We start from the raw sequence: 25012 nt of genomic DNA on the forward strand, positions 1-25012 counted from the left end.
GCGGATGACCTTTTCAGGCCCCGGTCGCTGTCGGCGCCATGCCTTGGTGTCGCAACAGCGCGTCAAGTTGAGGCGCCCGTCCGCGGAAAGCCTTGAACGATTCCATGGCCGGCCGGCTGCCGCCCGCTTCCAGGATCGCCGTGCGGTAGCGGCGCCCGGTCTCGATGCTTGGCTTGCCGTCGGCGCCCGCGCTTTCCTCGAAGGCCGCGTAGGCATCCGCGCTGAGCACCTCGGCCCACTTGTAGCTGTAGTAGCCGGCCGCATAGCCGCCCGAAAAGATGTGGGTGAAAGTGTTCGGCGTGCGGCTGAAGGGCGGCGCAGGCATCACGGCGACTTCGGCGCGCACCTTGGCGAGCAGATCCATCACCGCGCCGGGCGCGGCGGTGGTGGCGTCGTATTCGGTGTGCAACAGCATGTCGAACAGCGAGAACTCGATCTGCCGCAAGGTCTGCATGCCGCTCTGGAAGTTCTTGGCGGCCGTCATCTTGTCGAAGAGGGCGCGCGGCAGGGGCTCGCCGGTGTCGACGTGCGAGGTCATGTGCTTGAGCACGTCCCATTCCCAGCAGAAGTTCTCCATGAACTGGCTGGGCAACTCGACCGCGTCCCACTCGACGCCACTGATGCCCGAGACGTCGCGCTCGTTCACTTGCGTGAGCATGTGGTGCAGGCCGTGGCCGAATTCGTGGAAGAGGGTAGTCACGTCGTCGTGCGTGAGCAGCGGCGGCTTGCCGTTGACGCCGTCGGCGAAGTTGCACACCAGTTGCGCCACGGGCGTTTGCAGCGAACCGTTGTCGGGCCGAAGCCAGCGTGCGCGCACGTCGTCCATCCACGCACCGCCGCGCTTGGCCGCGCGCGCCGAAGGGTCGAGGTAGAACTGGCCGACCTTCTGCGTGCCTTGCGGCGTCTGGCGCTCGATGCGATAGAACTCGACGCTGGGGTGCCACACCGGCGCGCCATCGCGGCGAATCGTCACTTCGAACAGGGTTTCGACGATCTTGAAAAGACCGGCCATCACCTTCGGCGCGGTGAAGTACTCCTTGACCTCCTGCTCGCTGAAGGCATAGCGCGCCTCCTTGAGCTTTTCACCGATGAAGCTCCAGTCCCAAGGCTGCGGGTCGGCGATGTCCAGTTGCTCCGTGGCAAATTTGCGCAGGTCGGCAAGGTCTTGTTCGCCGTAGCGCTTGGCCTTGGTGGCGAGGTCGCGCAGGAACTTCACGACCTCTTCGGGCGACTCGGCCATTTTCGGTACCACGGAGAGCTGGCCGAAGTTGCTGTAGCCCAGAAGTTTGGCTTCTTCCTGGCGCAGGGAGAGGATTTCGCGAATCAGTTCGGTGTTGTCGAATGCCGGATCTCCCAGCTCGCTGGCGCGCGTCACATAGGCGCGGTAGAGCGCCTCGCGCAGGCTGGCGTTTCGGGCGAATTGCATCACCGGCAGGTAGCAGGGCATCTTGAGGGTGAGCTTGTAGCCCGTCTTATCCTCGGCCCTCGCGGCGGCGAGCGCGCTGTCGATCACGTCATGCGGCACGCCGTCCAGTTCGTCGAGGCGGGCGTAGTAGGCGAAGGCGTCGGTGGCGTCGAGTGCGTTCTCGCTGAACTTCTGGCTCAGCTCGGCCTGCTTTTCCTGGATTGCGGCAAAGCGCTCCCTTTCGGCACCTTGCAGTTCAGCGCCGCCGAGCACGAAGTTGCGCACAGCATTGAGGTGCGCCTGGCGTTGCTCCGCATTGAGCAATGCCGGGTCGATTGCCTTGTACTTGGCGTAGAGCCGCTCGTCCGAGCCCAGGCGCGTCCAGAAGGCCGTGACGCGCGGCATCGCGTCGTTGTAGGCCGCACGCAGTTCAGGGGTGTCCGCCACCGCGTTGAGGTGGCCCACGACGCCCCACGCCCGGCTGAAGCGCTCGGTGGAAACGTCGAGCACCTTGGCAATCGCGGTCCAGTCGGCCGGAAACTCGGGCGCGGTGACGGTCTGCAGCGCAAGCTCCGCGTCTGCCAGCAGGGTGTCCACGGCGGGCGCCACGTGTTCCGGCTTGATCTGGTCGAACAGCGGGAGGTCGTTGAAGTCGAGGAGGGGATTGGTCATGGTCTGGATCAGATGGCGGGCGGGCGTTGCAAGTTCAAGTGATGACGTATGGCGGATCGGCCTTCAGGCCGTGGCGCGTTCGGCGGCTTCGAGCGTGTTGACCAGCAGCATCGCGCGGGTCATGGGGCCGACGCCACCGGGCACCGGCGTGATCCAGCTCGCAACCTCTTTCACCCCGGCAAAGTCGACGTCGCCGCACAACTTGCCTTCATCATTGCGGTTCATGCCGACGTCGATCACGACCGCACCGGGTTTCACCATGTCGGCAGTGAGCACATTGCGCTTGCCCACGGCCGCGACGATCACGTCGGCTTGCAGCGTCATGGCCTTGAGATCGGCCGTGGCGCTGTGGCAGATGGTGACGGTGGCGCTTTGCGCCAGCAGCATCATGGCCATCGGCTTGCCGACGATGTTGCTGCGACCGATGACCACCGCGTGCTTGCCACGCAGCTTGTAGCCAATGGATTCCAGCATCTTCATGCAGCCATAAGGCGTACACGGCCAGAAGCCGGGCGCGCCGGTCATCAGTGCGCCGGCGCTGTGGATGTGGAAGCCGTCCACATCCTTGGCGGGCGAGATGGTCTCGATGACCTTCTGGCTGTCCATGTGCTTCGGCAGCGGCAATTGCACGAGGATGCCGTGCACCTTCGGGTCGTCGTTGAGGGCGCGGATGCGGGCCAGCAGGTCGGCCTCCGTCATGTCGGCCGGGTAGCGTTCGAGCGTGGCCTGCAGGCCCGTCTCGGTGCTGTCGTTGACCTTGTGCTTCGTGTAGACCTGGCTGGCCGGGTCTTCGCCCACCAGGATGATGGCGAGGGCCGGCGTGACGCCTTTCGCCTTCAGCGCTTGCGTGCGGCCGGAGACCTCCGCGCGGATGGTCCTGGCAAGGGCGTTGCCGTCGATCAGTTGAGCAGTCATCGCTTTTGATGTTCCAAATGAAAACGCCCGCTTGCGCAGGCGTGGTGGTCAGTGGGGCGGCGCTGGGCGCGGCGTCAAGTCAGGAGGCCTTGGCCGTCACCTGGCCGAGCGCGATCTTGAGCAGGTCGGCCACCGTGTTGGCGTTGAGCTTTTCCATGATGTTGGCGCGGTGCGCCTCCACCGTCTTGATGCTGATGCCCAGGTCGTCGGCGATCTGCTTGTTCAGGCGGCCGGCGACAATGCGTTCCAGCACCTGCGCCTCGCGGCCCGTGAGTTTGGACAGCAGCGCGTCGCGGCTGGCCGATTGCTGGTGTTGCGCGAAGGTGCCGCGCGCGTGTTCGAGCATGCGCTCGACCAGGGCGACGAGTTCTTCGTCGTTGAAAGGCTTCTGGATGAAATCCATCGCGCCCTTCTTCATGGAGTCGACCGCCATCGGCACGTCGCCGTGACCGGTGATGACCACGATCGGCAGCGGCGAGCGCCGTTCGATCAGTCTGTCTTGCAATTCGAGACCCGTCATGCCGCCCATGCGGATATCGACGATGAGACAGGCCACTTCGCGCGGGTCATAGCGCGAGAGGAACGACTCTGCGGAGTCGAAGCAGCGGACCCGGTAATCCTTGCCTTCCAACAGCCATTGCAGCGAATCTCGCACAGCTTCGTCGTCATCGACGACATAGACCGTGCCCTTTTTGGGAATCAAACTCATGCAGGTACCTTTGCCTCGTCGCTTGCTATTGAATTCAGAGCGTCCAGTACCGGAATCCAGAAGGAAAACCGGCACCCAACAATCTCGGAACCATTGTAGATGTTCTCTGCCTGCATCCTGCCGCGGTGAGATTCCACAATCGTCCGGCACAAATTAAGTCCGATTCCCATGCCTTCCGGCTTGGTGGAGAAGAAGGCTTCGTAGAGCCGTTCCATCACTTCGGGCGCCAAACCCATGCCGGTGTCCTGGACCGAGAACTCGACAGCGGGGTTCCCATCTATGACTCGCGGCAATACGCGTAGTTCAACGCTTCGGCGCGCGGGCGGGCGCTTGGCCACATCGATGGCTTCGGCCGCGTTGCGCAGCAGGTTCACGAGCACCTGCTCGATCAGGATTGGATCGACGCGCAGCACCGGCAAGCGCGCGGCCACATAGTGGTTGAGGCGAACGTTGCGGCGGCGCAATTCGATGCCTGCGAGTTCCACTGCCTCGCTCACCATCGTGGCGGCTTCGGCAGCCGTGCGGTTGGGCTCGCTGCGCTTCACGAAGGTGCGGATGCGCTGGATGATCTGCCCCGCGCGCTGCGCCTGTCGCGAGGTTTTCTCGAGCGCGGACAGCAGCGCGTCCGTGTCGATCTGCTGACCCTTGATGCGCGACACCATGCCGTTGCAGTAGTTGGTGATGGCGGTCAATGGCTGGTTCAGTTCGTGCGCCACGCTGGACGCCATTTCGCCCATGGTGATGAGACGGCTGGCGGCCTGTGCGCGGTCGGCCTGCGCCGCGTTCTGCTCTTCCGCGTCACGTCGCTGCGTGATGTCGGTGGCGATCACCATCTGCGCAAGACGGCCATCGACCCACGTGAGATAGCGCGAGCGCACCTCGAGCCATTTCCCAAGTTCCGGCACGAAGATTTCGTTGTTCGCAGGCTGCGCGCCGGTGAGCGTGTCGATGGGCAGGCCCGCGAAGGGATCGACGTCGTCCAGCTCTTCGTCGTGCGCGGCGGACGGTGGCACACCGGCCTGCGCCACCATGCCGAGGTGGCCCACGGTGTCGGAGCCAAACCACAAGCGGTACAGCTTGTTGGCAAACAGCAGTTCCTCGCTGCCGATGGGCGCGACCGAGATGGCGGCGTCGAGCGCTTCCAGCACCGTGGTGAAGCGTTCGTAGGACGCGGACAGTTGCTCCCGAATGCGCGTCGGTTCGGTGATGTCGGTCATCGACGTCATCCAGCCCGTCTGGTGGCCGCGGGCGTCGATCAGTGGCGAAACATAGAGGCGCGCGTTGAACACGCTGCCGTTGCGCCGCTTGACGCGCACCTGAAATCCACCGGGCAGGGCGCGGCCGTGCAGCTCTTCTTCGAGCCGCTCGTTCATGATCTCGCGATCGGCTTCGAGCCAGTAGGGGAAGGGCGGCGACTGGCCCACCAGCTCCGCTTCGCTCCATCCTGTCATGGCGCAGAAGGATGCGTTGACGTAGGTGATGCGGCCTTCCAGGTCGAGCACGCGCATGCCGGTGGGCATGGAGTTTTCCATCGCGCGCCGAAAGTTCGTTTCAGCCACGAGCGCCTTTTGCGCCTGCAGGCGCCGCCGCGTGTGGCGCCAGGTGCCGATCAGCATCCAGCTGGTCATCACGCTCAGCGCGACCACCAGCCAGAACAGGCCGTTGCCGACCAGGCCCTGCGACGTGCGATAAGCCTGCGCGCGCAGCACCAGTCCATTGCCGACCGGCGACACGGGCACTTCGTATTCATTGGTGTGCTCGATCCAAGGCAGCAAACGCGTGCCGGCCTCCCGCGGATTGACGGTGTTGCCGGCGATCAGGCGTCCCTTGCCATCGAGAAGCGACACCGCATAGCGCGCCGCGACTTCCGGCGGAATGCCGTAGCGCAGCAGCCCGTCGATGGAGAACTCGCCCATCACGTCGCCGGCGAAAAGCCCCTGGTCGAACAGCGGAATGTGAAGCTGCAAAAGCCCAGGTGGCTCGGTGCCGGTGGCCGGCTGCGAGAACACAGGCTGGCGAAGCTCGCGCGCCAGCGCGTAATTGGTTTCAGTGTCGCCCGGCCGCAGCACATCGCCCGGCACATGTTGCTGCGCGGGATGCACGCTGGGCGCGGCATAAGACCCCTGAAAACGGCGGCGATCGTCAATCCAGCTGATGGCCTGCAACTCGGGGAACTGGCTGACCAGCGATTCGGAACGACTCACGAATTCGGCTGGATCGATTTCGCGATTGCCGGCGTCGCGCGCAAGGCGCATCAGTTGCTCCTGCCGTTCGAGCAGCCGAAGCCGCACGCGTTGCTGTGCGTATTCGACGTCGCGCTTGACGGACTCCTGCTCGCGCTCGACTTCCTCTGCGCGCAAGTACCAGAAGGCCGACACGATGGCCGCCAGGAAAAGCAGCACCGCAGCCAGCGGCGCAAGCATCGCCAGTGCGTCCTGCAAGACCGGTGTTTGCCGGCGCCACCAGCGGCTCCACACAGATCGAGGCGACGATCTGGGAGGCCTTGCAACGGGCAGCTGAGGGGGAGACGGCATCAGCCGAGTGTAGGGGAAGCGGTAGATCACATTCTGCGAAGACTGTCATGCGTCTCACTGGGAGAATTCATATTGTGAGATTGAAGATCATCATTTGATAAATCGAGATTTTTGTGAGAAACTGCCGTTCAGTCCATTCCGGCACTAAATTACGCCACCCAACCCAGGAGACAAAGCATGTCGGCAAATCCCGCGAGCGCCTTCGGTTCAGCTGCGAACGACGCAGATTCGCAAGAAACACGTGAATGGATGGACGCGCTGTCCGCCGTCATCCAGAGCGAAGGCCCCGACCGGGCTCACTTTCTCCTGGAGCAGTTGCTGGAGCACGCGCGCCAGAACAGCATCGACAAACCGTTCTCGGCCAACACGGCCTACGTCAACACCATCGAGGTCGATCAGGAAGAGCGCTCGCCGGGCAACCTCGAAATCGAGGAACGCCTGCGCTCCTACATGCGCTGGAATGCGATGGCGATGGTCGTCAAGGCCAACCGCCTGCACCCGCCCGAAGGCGGCGACCTGGGCGGCCACATCGGCTCCTTTGCTTCCCTGGCCAGCATGTTTGGCGCCGGCTTCAACCACTTCTGGCATGCCGAAAGTGAAAACCATGGCGGCGATTGCCTCTACATCCAGGGCCACGTCTCGCCCGGCATCTATGCCCGCGCCTACCTCGAAGGCCGCCTGTCCGAAGAGCAACTGCTCAACTTCCGCCAGGAAGTCGACGGCAAGGGCCTGTCCAGCTACCCGCATCCCAAGCTGATGCCCGAGTTCTGGCAGTTCCCCACCGTGTCGATGGGCCTGGGCCCATTGATGGCGATCTACCAGGCGCGCTTCCTCAAATACCTGCATGCCCGCGGCATTGCCAACACCGAGAACCGCAAGGTGTGGGTGTTCTGCGGCGACGGTGAAATGGACGAAGTGGAGTCGCTGGGCGCCATCGGCCTGGCGGCACGCGAGAATCTCGACAACCTGATCTTCGTCATCAACTGCAATCTGCAGCGGCTGGACGGCCCGGTGCGCGGCAACGGCAAGATCGTTCAGGAACTCGAAGGCGAATTTCGCGGCGCGGGCTGGAACGTCATCAAGCTGCTGTGGGGCAGCAACTGGGATCCGCTGCTGGCGCGCGACAAGGAAGGTGCGCTGCGCAAGCTCATGATGGACACCAACGACGGTGACTATCAATCCTTCAAGGCGAACGACGGCGCGTACGTCCGCAAGAACTTCTTCGGCCGCGACCCGCGCACGGCCGAGATGGTCGCCAAGCTGAGCGACGACGACATCTGGCAGCTGCGCCGCGGCGGCCACGATTCGCAGAAGGTGTATGCCGCCTTCCACGCCGCCACCACGCACACGGGCCAGCCGACTGTTTTGCTCATCAAGACCGTCAAGGGCTTCGGCATGGGCAAGATCGGCGAGGGCAAGAACACGGTCCACCAGACCAAGAAGCTCGGCGAGGAAGACATCAAGGCCTTCCGCGACCGCTTCAACATCCCGATTCCGGACAGCCAGATTGCCGACTTGCCGTTCTACAAGCCGGCCGACGACACGCCGGAAATGAAATATCTGCACGAGCGCCGCAAGGCACTGGGTGGCTACCTGCCGCACCGCCGCGTGAAAGCGGACGAGAGCTTCACGGTGCCGTCGCTGGACACCTTCAAGTCGGTGCTCGAACCGACTGCCGAAGGCCGCGAAATCTCGACGACGCAAGCCTACGTGCGCTTCCTCACGCAACTGTTGCGTGACCAGGCGCTCGGGCCGCGCGTGGTGCCCATCCTGGTCGACGAGGCACGCACCTTCGGCATGGAAGGCCTGTTCCGCCAGATTGGCATCTACAACCCCGCAGGTCAGCAGTACACCCCGGTCGACAAGGACCAGGTCATGTACTACAAGGAAGACAAAGCCGGCCAGATCCTGCAAGAGGGCATCAACGAAGCCGGCGGCATGTCAAGCTGGATCGCGGCAGCCACGTCGTACAGCACGAACAACCGCATCATGGTGCCGTTCTACGTGTATTACTCGATGTTCGGCTTCCAGCGCATCGGCGACCTGGCCTGGGCGGCCGGCGACATGCAGGCACGCGGCTTCCTGCTGGGCGGCACCTCGGGTCGCACCACGCTGAACGGCGAGGGCTTGCAGCACGAAGACGGTCACAGCCACATCCTGGCCAACACCATCCCGAACTGCCTGAGCTACGACCCGACCTTCGCGCATGAAGTCGGCGTGATCCTTCACCACGGCCTGAAGCGCATGGTCGAGAAGCAGGACAACGTCTACTACTACATCACGCTGCTCAACGAGAACTACCCGATGCCCGGCCTGCAGCCCGGCACCGAAGAGCAGATCATCAAGGGCATGTACCTGTGCAAGCAGGCGCCGGTGGTGAAGGCTGCCAAGGGCAAGGAAGCGCCGTCGGTGCAATTGCTGGGCAGCGGCACCATCCTGCGTGAAAGCTTCTTCGCGCAGGAACTGCTCGAAAAGGAGTGGGGCGTGAGCGCCGGCGTGTGGAGCTGCCCGAGCTTCAACGAACTCACCCGCGACGGCCAGGACGCCGACCGCTGGAACCTGCTGCATCCCACCGAGACGCCGCGCGTGCCTTTCGTGGCGCAGCAACTGTCGGCTTCGACCGGCCCGGTGATCGCGTCGACCGACTACATGAAGGCCTACGCCGAGCAGATCCGTGCCTTCGTGCCGAAGGGGCGCAACTACAAGGTGCTGGGCACCGACGGCTTCGGCCGCAGCGACTTCCGCGCCAAGCTGCGCGAACACTTCGAAATCAACCGCCACTACATCGTCGTTGCCGCGCTCAAGGCGCTGAGTGAAGATGGCGTCGTGCCGGCCGCCAAGGTCCAGGAAGCGATCACCAAATACGGCATCAACGTCGACAAGGTCAATCCGCTCTACGCGTAAACAACAACCATCCAACCAACCAACAAATCAACAACACAGCCTTTCGGGCGGGAGACACGAACATGGCAACAGTGGAAGTGAAGGTGCCGGACATCGGTGACTTCGACGAAGTCGCGGTCATCGAGGTACTGGTCAAGGTGGGCGACACGGTCAAGGCCGAACAGTCGCTGATCACGGTGGAGTCGGACAAGGCGTCGATGGAAATTCCATCGAGCACGGCCGGCGTGGTGAAAGAGCTCAAGGTCGAAGTCGGCAGCAAGGTGAAAGAGGGCTCGGTGGTGCTGGTGCTCGAAGCGGAGGGCGCGGCTGCGGCAGCGCCGGCTGCTGCGGCCCCGGCTCCTGCCGCGGCAGCACCTGCCCCTTCGCCGGCGCCTGCAGCAGCACCAGCCGCCGCCGCACCTGCGGCAAGCAGCGGACCGGTCGAAGTGAAGGTGCCGGACATCGGTGACTTCAAGGACGTGGCCGTCATTGAAGTGCTGGTGAAACCCGGCGACTCGATCAAGGCCGAGCAGTCGCTGATCACGGTCGAATCGGACAAGGCGTCGATGGAGATTCCGTCGTCGGCGGCCGGCATCCTGAAGGAACTCAAGGTCAAGGTGGGTGACACGGTCAACATCGGCGACCTGATCGCGGTGCTGGAAGGCGCGGGCGGAGCGGCGGCGCCGGCAGCTGCGCCAGCAGCAGCCCCCGCAGCTCAAGCCGCAGCCGCACCGGCGGCCGCAACCGCCAGCGCCCCCGCACCTGCGGCGGCGCCCGCTGCGGCCGCGCCAGCGCACGATCCGACGGTGGCGCCCAGTGGCACGTTGCCGCACGCATCGCCATCGGTGCGCAAGTTCGCGCGCGAACTCGGCGTGGCGCTTGAAGAGGTGAAGGGCAGTGGTCCCAAGGGTCGCATCACGCAGGAAGACGTCCAGAACTACACCAAGTCGGTGATGAGCGGCCAAGCCGTGCCGAAGGCTGCTGCAGCTTCGCGTGCGCCAGCGGGCGGAGGCGGCGGCGCCGGCCTCGACCTGCTGCCGTGGCCGAAGGTCGACTTCACCAAGTTCGGCACTGTCGAGCGCAAGGACCTGTCGCGCATCAAGAAGATCAGTGGCGCGAACCTGCACCGCAACTGGGTGATGATCCCGCACGTCACCAACAACGACGAATGCGACATCACGGATCTCGAAGCCTTCCGCGTCTCCACCAACAAGGAGAACGAGAAGTCCGGCGTCAAGGTGACCATGCTGGCTTTCGTGATCAAGGCGGTCGTCGCGGCGCTGAAGAAGTTCCCCGAGTTCAACACCAGCCTGGACGGCGACACCCTTGTCTACAAGCAGTACTACAACATCGGCTTTGCGGCGGACACGCCCAACGGCCTCGTGGTGCCGGTGCTCAAGGACGCGGACAAGAAGGGCATCCTGCAGATCAGCCAGGAGATGGGCGAACTCGCCAAGAAGGCACGCGACGGCAAGCTCGGCTCGGCCGACATGCAGGGCGGTTGCATGTCGATCAGCTCGCTTGGCGGCATCGGCGGCACGCACTTCACGCCGATCATCAATGCGCCGGAAGTGGCGATCCTCGGCTTGTCGAAGGGCGCGATGAAGCCAACGTGGGACGGCAAGCAGTTCGTGCCACGCCTCATCCTGCCGATGTCGCTGTCCTATGACCACCGCGTGATCGACGGCGCCGCAGCGGCGCGGTTCAACGCTTACCTGGGGCAAGTCCTTTCGGACTACCGCCGCGTCTTGCTATGACCACCGTCGTGGCAGTCCGCAAGGGCGGCCAGGCGGCGTTGATGGCGGACACGCTGGTGACCTTCGGCGACACGCGGCTGTCCAACCGCCTCGAGGCCAACCGCAAGATCTTTGCGGTGGACGATGCGGACGGACAGAGCATGTTTGCCGCAGCCGGCGCGGCGGCGCATTTCCTCGTGCTGCAGCAGGCCTTGGCCGGGCAGCCGCGCGAGGAACTGCGCTTTGGCAGCAAGAACGACATCTTTCGCACGTTGACGCGCCTGCATCCCGTGCTCAAGGAAACGTTCTTCCTGCAGACCAAGGAAGATGACCACGACCCGTACGAATCGAGCCAGTTCACGCTGCTGATCGTCAATCCGAACGGCATCTTCGGCGTGTACAGCTACCGCGAGGTCTTCGAGTTCAAGGAGTTCTGGAGCATCGGCTCCGGACGCAGCTTTGCGCTCGGCGCCATGCACGCGGCGTACGGCAAGGCGCGCACGGCGCGCGAAGTGGCAGATGCAGGCATTGCGGCAGCCTGCGAATTCGATCGCAATTCGGCCGGACCGGTCGACGTATTCACACTCAAATTGAAGGTGTCCAGATGAGCGAACAACAAATCAAGGTGCCGGACATCGGCGACTTCGCCGAAGTGGCGGTGATCGAAGTGCTGGTCAAGATCGGGGACAAGATCAAGCCGGAACAGTCGCTGATCACGGTGGAGTCGGACAAGGCGTCGATGGAGATTCCGTCGAGCCACGGCGGCACCGTGAAGTCGCTGGCCGTGAAGGTGGGCGACATGGTGAGCGAAGGCTCCGTCGTGCTGACCATTGAAGCCGACGCGGCCGGCGCTGCCCCGGCGCCCGCTCCGGCAGCGGCGCCCACGGCTGCGCCGGCTGCAGCCCCGGCCGCCGCGCCAGCGGCTGCCCCGCGCGCAGCGGCAAGCACCGCAACATCGACCTATGGCGGCAGCGTCGACCTCGAATGCGACGTGCTGGTGCTGGGCGCCGGCCCCGGCGGCTATTCTGCGGCCTTCCGCTCGGCCGACCTCGGCCTGAAGACCGTCATCGTCGAGCGTTACGCCACCCTGGGCGGCGTTTGCCTCAACGTCGGGTGCATCCCGTCGAAGGCGCTGTTGCACGTTGCGGGCGTCATGGACGAAGTCACGCACTTTGCCGACCTCGGCGTCGACTACGGCGCTCCCAAGATCGATCGCGCCAAGCTGCTGGGCTACAAGAACAAGGTCGTCGGCAAGCTGACGGGCGGCCTCGCGGCCATGGCCAAGATGCGCAAGGTCACGACCGTGCGCGGCGTCGGCACCTTCATCGATGCCTTCCACATCGAGGTCGAGGAAACCACAGGCGCAACGGGCCAGGAGAAGTCGGGCAAGAAGCAGGTCATCAAGTTCCGCAACTGCATCATCGCGGCCGGTTCGCAGTCGGTGAGCCTGCCGTTCATGCCGAAGGATCCGCGCGTCATCGATTCGACCGGCGCGCTGGAGATGGGCTTTGAGCCCAAGCGCATGCTGGTGCTGGGCGGCGGCATCATCGGCCTCGAAATGGGCACGGTGTATTCCACGCTCGGCGCGCGGCTCGACGTGGTTGAAATGCTCGACGGCCTCATGCAGGGCGCCGACCGCGACCTCGTGAAGATCTGGCAGAAGATGAACACGCCGCGCTTCGACAACATCATGCTCAAGACGAAGACCGTGGGCGCCGAGGCGACGAAGGAGGGCATTCGCGTGACCTTCGAAGGCGAACAGGCCCCCAAGGAGCCGCAGGTCTACGACGTGGTGCTGCAGGCCGTCGGGCGCTCACCGAATGGCAAGAAGATCGGTGCGGAGAAGGCGGGCGTCACGGTGACGGATCGCGGCTTCATTCCGGTCGACATCCAGATGCGCACCAACGTCTCGCACATCTTTGCCATCGGCGACATCATTGGCCAGCCCATGCTGGCGCACAAGGCGGTGCACGAGGCGCATGTGGCGGCGGAAGTGATTGCCGGCGAGCAAAAGGGCGACCAGTCCCTGGCGAGCGCCGCCTTCAACGCACGCGTGATCCCCAGCGTGGCCTACACCGACCCCGAAGTGGCGTGGGTCGGCTTGACCGAAGACCAGGCGAAGGCCGAGGGCAAGAAGGTGAAGAAGGGCCTGTTCCCGTGGACGGCCTCAGGCCGCGCCATCGCCAACGGCCGCGACGAAGGCGTGACCAAACTGCTGTTCGATGCGGAAACGCACCGCATCGTCGGCGGCGGCATTGTCGGCACGCACGCGGGCGACCTCATCAGCGAAGTGGCGCTGGCCATCGAGATGGGTGCGGACGAAGTGGACATCGGCAAGACCATCCACCCGCATCCGACGCTGGGCGAAAGCATCGGCATGGCCGCGGAAGTGGCGCACGGGACCTGCACGGACCTGCCGCCGCAACGGCGCTGAACCGAACCCCAAAACAAAAAAACCCGCCTGACGGCGGGTTTTTTTTTGGTGCGGACAAGTCGAACAGAGTCATTCGCCGCCGGAAGTCGCCTCGACCCCTGGCACGCGGCGGGCACCGTTGAAGCGATTGAGCCAATACTTGCCATTCATGTCTTCGATCTGAACCGTCTTTCCAGTGCGGGGCGCATGAATGAACTTGCCGTCACCGATGTAGATGCCAACGTGGCTGAAGGCGCGGCGCATGGTGTTGAAGAACACGAGGTCGCCGGGCTTGAGTTCGTTGCGGTCGATTTTCTCGGTGGCGGCGGCCTGCTCTTCAGCGCGGCGCGGCAGCACGTGGCCCAAGGTCTGGTTGTACATGGCGCGAACGAAGCCGCTGCAATCGAATCCGGTTTCGGCGGAGGTGCCGCCAAATCGATAGGGAACGCCCAGAAAGCCCATGGCGCTGCCCACAAGACTGGTGGTGCGGTCCGTGACCGTTTGACGAACCTGATCCAATTGCGCGATCAATCCCTGCTTGACCATCAGGTGACCGATTTCATCCGCCTTGTCATCCTGCGGTGCAGCGATCGCGCTGCAGGCGAACAAGAGAAGTACGGGTAAGACGACAAAACGCATGACAAGTAGGATATTGATGACGCGCGGTCATGTCAAATCCTTGACGGCTTTAACAGTTACGGCCAAGTGATTGTCGCACAACGAATTTTCATATCATGATCGTTATGTGAATGTAACGTGTTTAGGCGAGGTGAAAAACGCGCGGCGAATTGACGCTATAGGAGTAATGTCAAAGTTCTAGTATTCAAAGTCATAAGAAACCAATGACATTTAAACGATTGATTGAGTTTCTGCTGTTGATTCCGGTCGCAAGCCTGGCGTTGGCAGAGCCCCGGCCTGTGGTCGTTGCGACGGGAATCGAGAACCCTTGGGGGGTCACCTTTCTGCCAGGCGGGCGATTTCTGGTGACCGAGAAGTTGGGGCGCATCCGGATCATCGAACCGGACGGCAAGGTCGGGCCTCCGCTGCCCGGCTTGCCTGCCATCGCCGTGGGCGGGCAGGGTGGCCTCTTGGATGTCGCCGCCGATTCGGCTTACGAATCCAACCGCACGATCTACTTCTGCTTCTCGGAACCGCAGGGCGACAACGTCAACACGAACAGCACGGCGCTGGCGCGGGCACAGGTTTCGAACGACCGCACTCGGTTGGAGAACGTGCGTGTGATCTTCAGCCAGCGCCCCAAGGTGGCGAGCCGCAATCACTTCGGCTGCCGCATCGTCGAGGGCCGCGACGGCACGCTGTTCATGACGCTGGGCGACCGGTTCAGCCGCAAGGACGACGCGCAAAAGCTCGACAACCATCTCGGCAAGATCGTGCGGCTCACCAAAGAGGGCGCCGCTGCGCCTGACAACCCCTTCGTCGGCCGCTCCGATGCGCTGCCGGAAATCTGGAGCTACGGGCATCGCAATGGGCAGGGCGCGACCATCGGGCCGGACGGTCGCCTCTGGATGACCGAGCATGGCCCGCAGGGCGGCGACGAGATCAACATTGCGCAGGCGGGCAAGAACTACGGCTGGCCGGTGATCACCTATGGCGAAAACTACGGCGGCGGCAAGATAGGCGACGGCATCACGGCCAATGAAGGCATGGAGCAGCCCGTGCACTATTGGGTGCCTTCGATCGCGCCGTCCGGCATGGCCTTTCTGACCAACGATCGCTACGGCAAGGCGTGGCGGGGCAATCTGTTCGTGGGCTCCCTGAAGTTCGGCTATCTGGATCGCATCGACATCCAGAACGGCAAGGTCGTCGCCGAGCACAAGCTGCTGGAGGACGGCAAGGCGCGCGTGCGCGACGTCAAGCTGGGGCCGGACGGCTTTCTGTATGTGCTGACCGACCAGGCACAAGGCCAGCTCATTCGCCTGCAGCCGTGAGGATGGATGGATGCGCACGGCGGCGCGACTGGCGTTGATTGCGTTTGCAATCGCGTGGAGCGCTTGCGGCGCACAGGAGCGCGCAAACTACTTCAACGATCCCTTCGTGCAGGCAACTGGCGGCATCGCCAACTGCCCGGTGCCCGAAGGCCCGTTGATCACCGAGGCCGAACGGCGAGCCCAGACGCACGGCCGCGCTGAACGCGGCACCAGCTGTTATCAATCAGGCCGATGCCGGCTCCCCAACGCCTACCTGTACGACCCCGACATCATTGCGCGCGCCCAAAAGGCCGTGCTCGCCGCCGGCGCTTTCGGCGACACCAGCGTCTGGCTCGAAGGGCAGCGGCGCTGGGTGTGGCTCAAGGGTTGCGTTCGAACCCAGGCGCAGTCCGCAGAACTGGAGCGCCTGATCCGCTCGCTGGATGACGTTGAAATGGTGATGAACGAGCTCAAGGTCGTGCCGCGATAGCGGTCTGTAACAGGCGACCACGAGCCACGGATTTCAGTGGTACGGTCACGCCATCGCGCTGCGCCGACAGGCGCGCAGCGCGCCCACTCAATTCAGAAGACATCCGATCATGCTGCTCGACGCATCCCAATCCCAACTCGTCCTCGTGGACTATCAAGCCAAGCTCATGCCGGCGATCCTCGAAGGCGAGGCCGTCGCGAGGAACGCCGTTCGGCTTGCCAAGATGGCCAAGCTCCTCAAGGTTCCGGTGTGGGGCACCGAAGAGAACCCGTCGCGACTCGGAGAAAACCTGCCGGAGATCCGCGCCCTGTGCCAGCGCACCCTGTCCAAGATGCATTTCAGTGCCGTGGAAGAAGGGCTGGGCGAATGGCTTCGCGAGCCCGCGCCCGCGCCGCAGGGCAACGCCCGCAGCTTGCCCAAGCACCTGCAGAAGAAACCCGCCGCGCAGGAACGCAACATCATCGTGATGGCCGGATGCGAGGCGCATGTGTGCCTCTTGCAGACAGCACTGGACCTGATCGACGACGAATTCGATGTCTGGGTCGTCACCGATGCCTGCGGCTCGCGCACCGAGCGCAATCGCGACGCGGCCTTTGACCGACTCGCTGGCGCAGGCGCCGAATTGGTGACGACGGAAATGGTCGGATTCGAATGGCTGCGCACGGCGGAGCATCCGGCCTTTCGCGAGGTCCTGGACCTGATCCGCTGACTCTGTTCCGGCGCCATCGCAGGCGCTGTTTCAGCATGCCTGCACCAAATCAGGCAACTCGTCCAGAGCAAGACCCAAAAAAGACTCGCGATATTGGTGCGTGCCCCCATATCGTTCAAGTGGCACAATCGCGGGGTACTCAGGCCCTTCCAGCCACAGTCGCATCCGCCAATCGGTTCAGCCGTGTCGCGGAAGGTTTCTTAAGCCAACTCATGTTCCCTGAAGGGGAACGAAGGTCAGCGCAAATATGAGCGATTCGTCGTCTTCGGGCGTCTATCAAGCCTATCAAGGCAACACCTACCTCTTCGGCGGCAACGCGCCCTATGTCGAAGAGATGTACGAGAACTATCTCGCCAACCCCGGAAGCGTGCCCGACAACTGGCGCTCGTATTTCGATGCGTTGCAGAACGTTCCAGCCACCGACGGCTCGAACACGCGGGATGTCCCGCACCAGCCCGTCATCAACGCCTTCGCCGAACTGGCCAAACAGGGCACGACCCGCGTGGTGCAGGCGAGCGGCGCCGATTCCGAGCTCGGCCGCAAGCGCACCGCCGTCCAGCAGCTGATTGCCGCCTACCGCAACGTTGGCGCACGCTGGGCCGACCTCGACCCGCTCAAGCGCACCGAGCGCCCGGCCATTCCGGAACTGGAGCCGTCGTTCTACGGCTTCGCCGACGCCGACCTCGAAACGGTGTTCAACACCAGCAACACCTTCTTCGGCAAGGACACGATGTCCCTGCGCGACCTGCTGAATGCGTTGCGCGAAACGTACTGCGGCTCCGTCGGCGCCGAGTACATGTACATCACCGACCAGAACCAGAAGCGCTGGTGGCAACAGAAGCTCGAAAGCGCGCGCACCAATCCGCAGCTGTCGGCTGAAGAAAAGAAGCACGTGCTGGACCGCCTGACGGCCGCCGAAGGCCTGGAGCGCTTCCTGCACACCAAGTACGTCGGCCAGAAGCGCTTCTCGCTCGAAGGCGGCGAAAGCTTCATCGTCTCGATGGACGAACTGATCAACCAGGCCGGCATCGCCGGCGTACAGGAAATCGTGATCGGCATGGCCCACCGCGGCCGCCTGAACGTGCTGGTCAATTCGCTGGGCAAGATGCCAGCCGACCTGTTCGCCGAGTTCGACCACACCGCGCCGGAAGACCTGCCGAGCGGCGACGTCAAGTACCACCAGGGCTTCAGCTCGGACGTGACCACGCTTGGCGGCCCGGTCCACCTGAGCCTCGCGTTCAACCCCTCGCACCTGGAAATCGTGAACCCGGTGGTCGAAGGCTCGGTGCGCGCCCGCATGGACCGCCGCGACGACCCGCAGGGCAAGCAGGTGCTGCCCGTTCTGGTGCACGGCGACGCGGCCTTTGCCGGGCAGGGCGTCGTGATGGAAACGCTGGCGCTGGCCGAAACGCGCGGCTACGCGACCGGCGGCACGGTGCACATCGTCATCAACAACCAGATCGGCTTTACCACCAGCGACCCGCGCGACAGCCGCTCGACGCTGTACTGCTCGGACATCGTCAAGATGATCGAAGCGCCGGTGCTGCACGTGAACGGCGACGACCCCGAAGCCGTGGTGCTCGCAACGCAACTCGCCCTCGAGTTCCGCATGGAATTCCAGAAAGACGTGGTCGTCGACATCATCTGCTTCCGCAAGCTGGGCCACAACGAGCAGGACACGCCTTCGCTCACCCAGCCGCTGATGTACAAGAAGATCGGCCAGCACCCCGGCACGCGCAAGCTGTACGCCGACAAGCTGGCCGCGCAAGGTCTGGGCGCCACGCTCGGCGACGACATGGTCAAGGCCTATCGCGCCGCCATGGATGCCGGCAAGCACACCTTCGACCCCGTGCTCACGAACTTCAAGAGCAAGTACGCCGTCGACTGGACGCCTTTCCTCAACAAGAAGTGGACCGATTCCGGCGACACGGCCGTGCCGATGAGCGAGTGGAAGCGCCTGGCCGAACGCGTGACGACGGTGCCCGCCGGCTTCACCGTGCATCCGCTGGTCAAGAAGGTGCTGGACGACCGTGCCGCCATGGGCCGCGGTGAAGTCAACGTCGACTGGGGCATGGGCGAGCACATGGCCTTTGCCACGCTGGTGTCCAGCGGCTACCCGGTTCGCCTGTCGGGCGAAGACTGCGGCCGCGGCACCTTCACGCACCGCCACGCCGTGCTGCACGACCAGAACCGCGAGAAGTTCGACACGGGCATCTACGTGCCGTTGGAAAACGTGGCCGACAACCAGGCCCCGTTCGTCGTCATCGATTCGATCCTGTCCGAAGAAGCCGTGCTGGCCTTCGAATACGGCTACGCTTCGAACGATCCCAACACGCTCGTGATCTGGGAAGCTCAGTTCGGCGACTTCGTCAACGGCGCGCAAGTGGTCATCGACCAGTTCATCGCCTCGGGCGAAGTGAAGTGGGGCCGCGTCAACGGCATCACGCTGATGCTGCCGCACGGCTATGAAGGCCAGGGTCCGGAACACAGCTCGGCGCGCCTGGAGCGCTTCATGCAGCTGTCGGCCGACACCAACATGCAGGTCTGCCAGCCGACCACGGCCAGCCAGATCTTCCACCTGCTGCGTCGCCAGATGGTGCGCAACCTGCGCAAGCCGCTGATCATCCTCACGCCCAAGTCGCTGCTGCGCAACAAGGACGCGACCTCGCCGCTGTCCGAGTTCACCAAGGGCGGCTTCCAGACGGTGATTCCGGACAACAAGGACCTCAAGGCCGAGAAGGTCAAGCGCGTCATCGCCTGCTCGGGCAAGGTTTATTACGACCTGGCCAAGAAGCGCGAAGAGCGCGGCAGCGAAGACGTGGCGATCATCCGCGTCGAGCAACTCTATCCCTTCCCGCACAAGGCTTTCGGTGCCGAACTCAAGAAGTACCCGAACCTCGTCGACGTCGTGTGGTGCCAGGACGAACCGCAGAACCAGGGCGCCTGGTTCTTCGTGCAGCACTACATCCACGAAAACATGCAGGAAGGCCAGAAGCTCGGGTACTCCGGCCGGGCTGCCTCGGCATCGCCCGCGGTGGGCTACTCGCACCTGCATCAGGAACAGCAGAAGGCGCTGGTCGACGGCGCGTTCGGCAAGCTCAAAGGCTTCGTGCTGACCAAGTAAAACAACGATCAATCCATCAAGAACACGAAGCGGAGCACACTCCAAAATGTCTATCGTAGAAGTCAAAGTTCCCCAGCTGTCTGAATCGGTGGCCGAAGCCACCATGCTCACGTGGAAGAAGAAAGCCGGCGAAGCCGTCGCCATCGATGAAATCCTGATCGAGATCGAGACCGACAAGGTCGTGCTGGAAGTGCCGGCGCCCGCCGCCGGCGTGCTGGCCGAGATCGTGGCTGGCGATGGCGCGACCGTCGTTGCAGACCAGTTGATCGCGAAGATCGACACCGCTGCCACGGCTGGCGCGGCGGCACCCGCAGCGGCACCGGCTGCAGGCGCTGCGCCTGCGGCAGCCCCCGCGGCTGCTTCGGCCGCCACCGGCGGATCGAAGGGTGACGTCGCCATGCCCGCAGCCGCCAAGCTGCTGGCCGATAACAACCTCAAGACCTCCGACGTCGCCGGCAGCGGCAAGGATGGCCGCGTGACCAAGGGCGACGTGCTGTCGGCCGTGGCCGCTGGCGCCAAGCCTGCCGCGGCAGCAGCGCCCGCCATTCCCGCGCCGGCAGCCCGTCCGGCGTTGCAGCAAGTGGCAGCGCCCGTTGCCGCGCCGAACCTGGGCGACCGCCCCGAGCAACGCGTGCCGATGAGCCGCCTGCGCGCCCGCATCGCCGAGCGCCTGCTGCAATCGCAAGGCACCAACGCCATCCTGACGACCTTCAACGAAGTCAACATGGCGCCCGTCATGGAAATGCGCAAGCGCTTCCAGGACAAGTTCGAGAAGGAACACGGCGTCAAGATCGGCTTCATGAGCTTCTTCGTGAAGGCCGCGGTGCACGCGCTCAAGAAGTACCCGGTGCTCAACGCCTCGGTTGACGGCAACGACATCCTGTACCACGGCTACTTCGACATCGGCATCGCTGTCGGTTCGCCCCGTGGCCTGGTGGTGCCGATCCTGCGCAACGCCGACCAGATGAGCTTTGCGGACATCGAGAAGAAGATTGCCGAGTACGGCGCCAAGGCGCGCGACGGCAAGCTGGGCATCGAGGAAATGACCGGCGGCACCTTCTCGATCAGCAATGGCGGCGTGTTCGGCTCGATGCTCTCGACGCCGATCATCAACCCGCCGCAGTCGGCCATCCTGGGCGTGCATGCGACCAAGGACCGCGCCGTCGTCGAGAACGGCCAGATCGTGGTGCGCCCGATGAACTACCTGGCCATGAGCTACGACCACCGCATCATCGACGGCCGCGAAGCCGTGCTGGGCCTGGTCGCCATGAAGGAAGCGCTGGAAGATCCCGCACGCCTCCTCTTCGATATCTAAAGCACTCCCCCAGGCTGCGCGCACTTCGTGTCGCTTCGCCAACCCTTCGACGGGGGCAACACCAGCGGGCCGGCGCAGCCGGTTCCGCGGTGTTTCGCGAATGGATCGCTGGCATTGCGGTGTGCGCTAACTGAAATGAAAGATTCAAATGAGTAAACAGTTCGACGTCGTCGTGATCGGCGGCGGTCCCGGCGGCTACATCGCGGCGATTCGCGCCGCACAGCTCGGCTTCAACGTTGCCTGTATCGACGAATGGAAGAACAGCAAGGGCGGCCCGGCTCCGGGCGGCACCTGCACCAACGTCGGCTGCATTCCGTCGAAGGCGCTGCTGCAATCGTCGGAGCACTACGAGCACGCCGGCAAGCACTTTGCCGACCACGGCATCAAGGTCGAAGGCCTGGGCCTGGACATCGGCAAGATGCTCGGCCGCAAGGACACCGTCGTGAAGCAGAACAACGACGGCATCCTGTACCTGTTCAAGAAGAACAAGGTCAGCTTCTTCCACGGCCGCGGCGCCTTCGTGAAGGCGGCTGAAGGCGGATACGAGATCAAGGTGGCCGGCGCCGCTGAAGAGTCGATCACCGGCAAGCACGTCATCATCGCGACCGGCTCCAACGCTCGCGCGTTGCCGGGCGCGCCCTTCGACGAAGAGAACGTCCTCTCGAACGACGGCGCCCTGCGCATCGGCGCCGTGCCGAAGAAGCTGGCGCTCATCGGCTCCGGCGTGATCGGCCTCGAAATGGGGTCGGTCTGGCGCCGCCTCGGCTCCGAAGTGACCGTGCTCGAAGCGCTGCCGACCTTCCTCGGCGCCGTGGATGAGCAGATCGCCAAGGAAGCCAAGAAGGCCTTCGACAAGCAGGGCCTGAAGATCGAACTCGGCGTGAACGTCGGCGACGTCAAGGTCGGTAAGAAGGGTGTGAGCGTTGCCTACACCACCGCCAAGGGCGAGGCGCAGACGCTCGACGTCGACAAGCTGATCGTGTCGATCGGCCGCGTGCCCAACACCATCGGCCTGGCCGCTGACGCCGTGGGCCTGAAGCTCGACGAACGCGGTGCCATCGTGGTCGACGACGACTGCAAGACCAACCTGCCCAACGTCTGGGCCATCGGCGACGTGGTGCGCGGCCCGATGCTCGCGCACAAGGCAGAGGAAGAGGGCGTTGCCGTCGCCGAGCGCATCGCCGGCCAGCATGGTCACGTCAACTTCAACACCATTCCGTGGGTGATCTACACGTCGCCGGAAATCGCGTGGGTCGGCCAGACCGAACAGCAGCTCAAGGCGGCTGGCCGCGCCTACAAGGCAGGCACCTTCCCGTTCCTCGCGAACGGTCGCGCACGCGCCTTGGGCGACACGACCGGCATGGTCAAGTTCCTGGCCGACGCGGCAACGGATGAAATCCTGGGCGTGCACATCGTCGGCCCGATGGCCAGCGAGTTGATTTCCGAAGCTGTCGTCGCCATGGAATTCAAGGCCAGCGCCGAAGACATCGCGCGCATTTGCCATGCGCATCCGAGCTTGAGCGAAGCGACCAAGGAAGCTGCGCTGGCCGTCGACAAGCGCACGCTCAACTTCTGAGCGTGACTGAGGGAGCGATATCGGTCCGTTCCGTCTACGAGGCGGAACTCAAGACGCGGGGTTACGAGAGCGACCCCGCGCAATTGCGCGCCGTGGACGCGCTGGAGCGCTGCTGCGAGGAATGGGCCGAATACAAGGCGCAGCGCTCCAATGCCTTCAAGAAGTTCATCAATCGCCCGGACATTCCGCGCGGCGTCTACATGTTCGGCGGGGTGGGGCGCGGCAAGAGCTTCCTGATGGATTGCTTCTACACGGCCGTGCCGCTGCGCCGCAAGACGCGGCTGCACTTCCACGAGTTCATGCGGGAGGTGCACCGCGAGCTTGCCGACCTGCAAGGCACCGTCAACCCGCTGGACGAACTCGGCCGGCGCATGGCCAAGCGCTACCGGCTGATCTGCTTTGACGAATTCCACGTGGCCGACATCACGGACGCCATGATCCTGCACCGCCTGCTGGTGGCGCTGTTCGAGAACGGCGTCGGCTTCGTCACGACGTCGAACTTCAGGCCCGACGATCTCTATCCCGGCGGCCTGCACCGCGACCGCATCCTGCCGGCCATTGCCCTGCTCAACGAGCGGCTGGAAGTGGTCAACGTGGACAACGGCACCGACTACCGTCGCCGGACTCTGGAACAGGTGCGCCTGTACCTCACGCCCAACGGTGCGCAGGCAGATCAGGAGATGCGCGAGGCCTTCCACAAGCTGGCCGAAAAAGCCGATGACGAAGACCCGATCCTGCACATCGAGGCGCGCGAAATCCGTGCGCGCCGCAAGGCCGGCGGCGTCGTGTGGTTCGACTTCAAGACCCTGTGCGTCGGGCCGCGTTCGCAGAACGACTACCTCGAAATCGCCACCCAGTTTCACACCGTGCTGCTGTCGGACGTGCCGCACATGCCCGTCCGGATGGCCTCGGAGGCAAGGCGGTTTACCTGGCTGGTTGACGTGCTCTATGACCGGCGTGTCAAACTCATCATGTCGGCAGCCGTTCCGCCCGAGGCGTTGTACACCGAAGGGCCACTGGCCCACGAGTTCCCGCGGACCATCTCGCGCCTGCACGAGATGCAGTCGAAGGAGTTTCTCTCGCTGGAGCGCAGGTCCGTCGACACCCGCATCACATGACCAAGCTTTTCCTTTCGCTGTTGATCGCCATTGCTGCCGTGCCTGCATGGGCTCAGGGCGCCGATGCCGACGCGGCTGCCGAACACGCCCGCATCGCGGCGCAGCGCAAGGCCATTGAAGATCGCTACGCCAAGGAGCGCGAAGCCTGCTACCAAAAGTTTGCGGTGGAGGACTGCCTGACGGACAGCCGCCGAACCCGGCGGGCGCAGACGGACGATCTCAAGCGGCAGGAGGCCGCGCTCAACGACGCCGAGCGCAAGCGGCGTGGTGCAGCCGAGATGGAGCGGTTGGAGCAGAAGAAGTCGGCGCCCGATGCCGAAGCGGCGCAGCGCGAGAAATCGCTCGAAGACCAGAAAGCCCGCGAAGAGCGCGCCGCAGCCAACGCAGCCAGTCGCGAAGCGGCAGCGTCACAGGCGGAAAAAAACAAGCGCGATTTCGCTGAAAAGCAAAGCCGCCATGCAGAGGAGCAGGCCAAGGCGGCCCAGAAGCGCTCGCAGGAGTCGGTGGAGCGAACGAACTACGAGTCCAAGCAGCAAAAGGCCGAGCGCAGCAAGGCGGATCTCGATGCGCGCAATGCCAAGCGCACCAAGCCGCGCGCAGCGCCGCTGCCACCCAACCCACCCTGAGCGGCCGCGGCCGCCAGCTGCCTGCCACCGCTGTGCATCGCGGTGCGCCCGCGCTCAGGAGGATTGGGCCGGCGTCGTCGCCTTGAGCAAAGGCTCGATCTTGAGGATGGCCAGGGAGATGTTGTCGCCGGTGCCGCGTGCGCGCACGCGCGCCTCGTCGATCAGCAATTCAACCGCCTCGCGCGGCGGCCTCTCGGCGATGAGCGCGCCCATTTCTTCCGGCGCAAAGTAATGCCACAGGCCATCGCTGCAGGCGAGCAGCGCATCGCCGGGTTGGAGTTCCGGGATCACGTGCGTGTCAATCGGTGGCGGCGTCGCTGCCATGCCCAGGCAGCCCAGCAGGATGTTGCCCTGCGGGTGGTCGTCGGCCTCGTCTTCGCTGATCTCGCCGCGGTCGATCAGCGCCTGCACATAAGAATGATCGCGTGTGCGCCTGACGAGCCGCCCCTTGCGGAATTGATAGATGCGTGAGTCGCCGGCATGGATCCAGGTGCACTCACCCCGTGGATTCATGATGAACGCTGCCACCGTGCTGTGCGGTTCCTGCTCCGCTGAAAGGGCGGTGAGCTTGATGACCGTGTGCGCGTCTTCTACCAGTTGCTTGAGCAAGTGAGCCGCGCTGTCGGTGTCAGGGGCGTACTTGGTGTAAAGCTGCTTGGCCGTCATGAGCACCTGGTCGGAGGCCTTGCGGCCTCCGCTGCGCCCGCCCATGCCATCTGCCACCACGCCCATCACGCAACCAGGCGCGCGCGGGTGACTGAGCATCATGACCTGATCCTGCTGGTAAGGACGGTCACCCTTGTGAAGGCCACTGGCCGCTGAAAGTCGGAAACCTCGAGTCATGGGTTCGGGTCGCGCC

18 protein-coding genes are annotated in these 25012 nt (G+C 64.1%); 12 read left to right on the plus strand and 6 right to left on the minus strand.

All coding sequences use genetic code 11. The annotated features are described in order from the left end of the window. Positions 1 to 13 precede the first annotated feature (13 nt). From QTI66_RS08285 to QTI66_RS08300, 4 genes are all read right to left on the minus strand, one after another. Complete coding sequence (locus QTI66_RS08285) at positions 14 to 2077, minus strand: M3 family metallopeptidase (protein ID WP_286558830.1); 2064 nt, start codon at positions 2075 to 2077, stop codon at positions 14 to 16. A gap of 63 nt (positions 2078 to 2140) precedes the next feature. Beyond that, a complete protein-coding gene (folD, locus tag QTI66_RS08290; RefSeq protein ID WP_286558832.1) occupies positions 2141 to 2992 on the minus strand; it encodes a bifunctional methylenetetrahydrofolate dehydrogenase/methenyltetrahydrofolate cyclohydrolase FolD in 852 nt (283 codons plus the stop codon). Positions 2993 to 3071: 79 nt separating this feature from the next. Further along, positions 3072 to 3701, minus strand: coding sequence for a response regulator transcription factor (locus QTI66_RS08295; protein WP_286558834.1), 630 nt, complete (start codon positions 3699 to 3701; stop codon positions 3072 to 3074). Continuing rightward, positions 3698 to 6235: a PAS domain-containing sensor histidine kinase gene (locus tag QTI66_RS08300; protein ID WP_286558835.1), complete on the minus strand. Its 2538-nt coding sequence runs from the start codon at positions 6233 to 6235 to the stop codon at positions 3698 to 3700. The genes QTI66_RS08295 and QTI66_RS08300 overlap by 4 nt, the downstream gene beginning before the upstream one ends. 177 nt (positions 6236 to 6412) lie before the next feature. Here QTI66_RS08300 and aceE point away from each other — a divergent pair, with 177 nt between their 5' ends. From aceE to lpdA (QTI66_RS08320), 4 genes are all read left to right on the plus strand, one after another. After that, on the plus strand, positions 6413 to 9139 hold the full coding sequence (gene aceE, locus QTI66_RS08305) for a pyruvate dehydrogenase (acetyl-transferring), homodimeric type (protein ID WP_286558836.1): 2727 nt from the start codon (positions 6413 to 6415) through the stop codon (positions 9137 to 9139). Positions 9140 to 9201: 62 nt separating this feature from the next. Then, positions 9202 to 10875: a dihydrolipoyllysine-residue acetyltransferase gene (aceF, locus tag QTI66_RS08310; RefSeq protein WP_286558837.1), complete on the plus strand. Its 1674-nt coding sequence runs from the start codon at positions 9202 to 9204 to the stop codon at positions 10873 to 10875. Next, entirely contained in the window at positions 10872 to 11462 is a 591-nt protein-coding gene (locus QTI66_RS08315; protein ID WP_286558839.1) for an Ntn hydrolase family protein, read from the plus strand. Before aceF ends, QTI66_RS08315 begins: the two co-directional genes overlap by 4 nt. Beyond that, on the plus strand, positions 11459 to 13288 hold the full coding sequence (gene lpdA, locus QTI66_RS08320; RefSeq protein WP_286558840.1) for a dihydrolipoyl dehydrogenase: 1830 nt from the start codon (positions 11459 to 11461) through the stop codon (positions 13286 to 13288). Before QTI66_RS08315 ends, lpdA (QTI66_RS08320) begins: the two co-directional genes overlap by 4 nt. A 69-nt stretch (positions 13289 to 13357) precedes the next feature. On the opposite strand, the gene QTI66_RS08325 is transcribed toward lpdA (QTI66_RS08320), so the two are convergent. Beyond that, entirely contained in the window at positions 13358 to 13906 is a 549-nt protein-coding gene (locus QTI66_RS08325) for a C40 family peptidase (RefSeq protein ID WP_286558842.1), read from the minus strand. Between the two features lie 203 nt (positions 13907 to 14109). Between QTI66_RS08325 and QTI66_RS08330 the strand changes: the two genes are divergently transcribed. From QTI66_RS08330 to QTI66_RS08365, 8 genes are all read left to right on the plus strand, one after another. Next, positions 14110 to 15216, plus strand: coding sequence for a PQQ-dependent sugar dehydrogenase (locus QTI66_RS08330; protein WP_286558845.1), 1107 nt, complete (start codon positions 14110 to 14112; stop codon positions 15214 to 15216). A gap of 10 nt (positions 15217 to 15226) precedes the next feature. Beyond that, positions 15227 to 15685: a BON domain-containing protein gene (locus QTI66_RS08335; RefSeq protein ID WP_286558847.1), complete on the plus strand. Its 459-nt coding sequence runs from the start codon at positions 15227 to 15229 to the stop codon at positions 15683 to 15685. 109 nt (positions 15686 to 15794) lie between these two features. Beyond that, positions 15795 to 16394, plus strand: a complete 600-nt coding sequence (locus QTI66_RS08340; RefSeq protein WP_286558848.1) for an isochorismatase family protein — start codon at positions 15795 to 15797, stop codon at positions 16392 to 16394. Positions 16395 to 16641: 247 nt separating this feature from the next. Then, on the plus strand, positions 16642 to 19518 hold the full coding sequence (locus tag QTI66_RS08345; protein ID WP_286558849.1) for a 2-oxoglutarate dehydrogenase E1 component: 2877 nt from the start codon (positions 16642 to 16644) through the stop codon (positions 19516 to 19518). 46 nt (positions 19519 to 19564) lie between these two features. Then, the gene (gene odhB / locus QTI66_RS08350) at positions 19565 to 20833 is read left to right on the plus strand and encodes a 2-oxoglutarate dehydrogenase complex dihydrolipoyllysine-residue succinyltransferase (RefSeq protein WP_286558851.1); all 1269 of its coding nucleotides are present in this window, start codon (positions 19565 to 19567) and stop codon (positions 20831 to 20833) included. A gap of 148 nt (positions 20834 to 20981) precedes the next feature. Then, positions 20982 to 22409: a dihydrolipoyl dehydrogenase gene (lpdA, locus tag QTI66_RS08355; protein ID WP_286558852.1), complete on the plus strand. Its 1428-nt coding sequence runs from the start codon at positions 20982 to 20984 to the stop codon at positions 22407 to 22409. 2 nt (positions 22410 to 22411) lie between these two features. Next, complete coding sequence (gene zapE / locus QTI66_RS08360) at positions 22412 to 23527, plus strand: cell division protein ZapE (RefSeq protein ID WP_444814964.1); 1116 nt, start codon at positions 22412 to 22414, stop codon at positions 23525 to 23527. Continuing rightward, a complete protein-coding gene (locus tag QTI66_RS08365) occupies positions 23524 to 24153 on the plus strand; it encodes a hypothetical protein (RefSeq protein WP_286558854.1) in 630 nt (209 codons plus the stop codon). Before zapE ends, QTI66_RS08365 begins: the two co-directional genes overlap by 4 nt. A 54-nt stretch (positions 24154 to 24207) precedes the next feature. On the opposite strand, the gene QTI66_RS08370 is transcribed toward QTI66_RS08365, so the two are convergent. Further along, positions 24208 to 24996 (minus strand): PP2C family protein-serine/threonine phosphatase, encoded by a 789-nt coding sequence (locus QTI66_RS08370; RefSeq protein ID WP_286558855.1) that lies wholly within the window; start codon positions 24994 to 24996, stop codon positions 24208 to 24210. Between the last annotated feature and the right edge of the window lie 16 nt (positions 24997 to 25012).

The sequence above is a fragment of the Variovorax brevis genome (assembly GCF_030317105.1).
Lineage (GTDB): Bacteria > Pseudomonadota > Gammaproteobacteria > Burkholderiales > Burkholderiaceae_C > Variovorax > Variovorax brevis.